The sequence below is a fragment of the Testudinibacter crocodili genome, from assembly GCF_006228025.1.
Lineage (GTDB): Bacteria > Pseudomonadota > Gammaproteobacteria > Enterobacterales > Pasteurellaceae > Chelonobacter.
On sequence record NZ_VDHF01000101.1, the window covers coordinates 1 to 3,161 of the forward strand.

Here is a 3,161-nt window from a genome sequence, read left to right on the forward strand (position 1 = left end):
AGCACCGGTATCACCTTTCGGGCCTTTGAAATCTGGATCGTCTTTAATATCGTTTTTGTTCAACGAGAAGGTAATTTTTCCACCGACCTGAGCGATATTAATTCCGGTTCCACCGACTAATTCCAGCGTATCGCCAAACTTAATCTCGAACGGCACCATGTTGTTATAACCACCGTGATCTCCATTACCACTGGTGAAAATATTCCACACAGGCGCATTTAAGACCGAAAATAGTTGGCTGCCGTTGATCGCATCAGTTGATGTCGCCGAAATGCGTCCTGCTGCCAAATTAGTCAGACGGCGTACAGTCGTTGACAAACCGTTTCTGTCGGTAGTGCCTAAACTAACTGTGCCCGAAACCGTATTCCTCATACCATTTTGGAAACCATCGTAAGTCATACCGTTTACTGTCGCTTCAGTAACAGCCATTGGCATTGCACCGTTCAAGTTTTCAGTCTGCGATCCTGCACCTAAAGCCACATCAAACATATTGTATGCCATAGCACCCGAACCTAACGCAACGGCACGATTAACCGACAAACCGTAATTCACCCGATTACCAATCAAAACGCTTTCCGCAGTAGTTGATTGAGCGGTATCACTGCTGCCATTACCTGCATTCAAGCCTATAATGACATTATTGTTACCGGTAGTATTACGTCCTGCACCATTACCGATCGCTATAGTACTACTTCCAAGCGCATGCGCATTAACACCAGCTGCCAACGCATTAACGCCACTCGCACCGTCATTATTGTAATTACCTTGCTGCACACCATTATCATTTACGCTATAATAATGGGTTAACTGTCCCGCAATTTGGTATAACTGGCTACCGTTGATGGCGTCAGTTGAATTTGCTGAAATTAAGCCCGGTGCCACATTTTGAATACGGCGGGTTTGAGTACCATTGCCAACACTGACAACACCAACAACTTGATCACCACCGGCAAAATTCAATGCGAGAGTATCACTGAATTGATAGCTCTGATAATTCTTGTCGATACCTTTGGTTCTGCTGTTGTCATCCGCCAAATAAGCGGTTGAATCCCCCAAGAACACGGAATTTTCAACGGTTGTTTTCACCCGATTACCCAGCACAAACACATTCTTTTGCTGTACGCTGTTATCGTAACCAACAATGGCAGAATTTGAAGCATCCACTTCACTCTGAATGCCGTCTGCTGTGGCAATCACCCCGTTGGCATCACGGGTAACTGCCTCACCACCTAGATTGTTGCGTCCGCCAAAAATAAATGAATTATCGGTGGTTGCACCAATGGCGTTGTTGTTGCCCGCAGAGAAGCTGTTGCTACCGGCTACGATAGACGGATCGCCGACCGCACTTGAACCCTCACCGCTGACTAAGTTGCCCTGACCAATCGAAATTGCTGATTTTGCCAAAGCCTGTGCGCCGCTGCCGATGGCAATGCTGTCGTCGGCATCGGCACCCAGTTCTGCTGCGGTGCCGATCACCACGCTGTTGTCCACACCGTCGCCCACTCGGACATTACTGCCGCTGATAAAGTTATTGTTGAGATTAGTACCAAGGTACGCCTCTTTCGGAGCACGATTGAAACGCTCTGCGCCTGTGCCGTTAAAGTTTGCCGCCCCGCTGTCGCCGTCGTGGAACGACAACACCACATTACGCTTGGCAAGATTATCCGCATCTGCGCCTTTGAGTTCATTAAAGTTACCCATCACGATGTTTTCATTAGCATTAGCCACAGTATTGTAGCTGCCTGTAATCACCGTATTATCGACATTGGTGCCAGTATTGCGGTAACCTGTAAGCGAGTTAAATGCGCTGAATGTGCTATAGCCGTCGGTAACGTTATCCGCACGGTTTGTATAAGCATATCCTGCTTCCGGTGCGCTGCCGATAAGGGCGTTGCCGACACCGGTTAGGTTGGAGAACAAGGCGTAATCGGCTGTGTTCGAGCCACCGATGGTGCTAACCGATGCCAATTCACCCGCAGCCATCGTGTTGCGCAACACCGTTGCCGGATTGCTCTCTAATGCTGCGCTGGCAAAACGGCGTTCTAATTCAAGATAGCTATTGGTCACGGTGTTGCCTGCGCCCAATTGCACGCTGCCGTTGCTATTGCTGGAAAGGTTTGCCAATCCACCGCTGTAGCTTGCCATTCCATCGAAATAGCGAGGAGCTGTCGTACTGCCCGGCTGCATCGAATTGGCAGAAATCGTATTGTACGCCCCACTGATCGTCGCACCGAAGCCTTGTGAGAAATAACTAGGAGAGAAAAAGCCCGCACTATAGGTAGCAAATCCATTTTTAATGCCTGAGCCAGTACCGATCACCGTGGTCGCGGTACCTCCGCCGTAAGAGTTGCTGCCGACGACAGTTGAGGCACGGAAATTTTGCTGGCTATTGCTATAGCTCGTATCTTTATTTCCGCCGATATAAATTGCATTTTCGGTAGCTCGTGCACCGTCACCGATTGCAATCCCAGCCACTTTATTAGTGGTAGGAATATAACTGAAGCTTGCTCCATAACGTGTATTTTGCACGGTGGCATTTTTACCGATGGCAACACCACCTGCATCTTTGCTCACGTTTGCCCCCGAGCCGACAGCAACACTATCATCAGAATAGGCTTTGCTGTTAAAACCAATAGCTGTCGCGTTTTTGGCAGAAACATTAGCATAAGTAAGCGCTTGCCCTTGCACCAAAGCATTTGTCCCAATTGCCACGCTATTTGAAGTATCAAGAGCGGTATTGGCATTAATCACACGAGCATTCACACCCACCGCCGTGCTTTGCGCAGAGTCGGCACGGGCATTTACACCTGCTGCCAGCGAATCGGTTCCTTTTGCGCCGTCATTATTATAGTTGCTGCCTGAAGCCTGCTTGGTAGAGTTCACGCTATAATAGCGGCTAGAGGCACCGCCCACTTCTGTGTCTGCTGCATAAGCCGAAGCACCGGCAAACGCCACAGAGAGTGCTAAAAAGATTTTACTCAATGAAAAATTTATTGATTGACTAGCTGGGGAGATTTTTTTGGATTCGCTTGCCACTTTGCCGTGACGAGAAGCTAACTCGGAAACTACGACCAAAGCCTGTTTTGCAACGCTCCAAACAACTTTGTAAATTTTATTCATAAACACCCCTTAGCTAACCATGATATACATAAGTATACATT

At 48.2% G+C, this 3,161-nt stretch carries 1 protein-coding gene; it reads right to left on the bottom strand.

Annotation, left to right across the window (positions count from 1 at the left end; translation table 11 throughout):
- Positions 1-3,120 (bottom strand): ESPR-type extended signal peptide-containing protein (locus FHQ23_RS10560; RefSeq protein WP_267963693.1); only part of this gene is annotated, 3,120 nt, incomplete at its 3' end.
- Positions 3,121-3,161 lie beyond the last annotated feature (41 nt).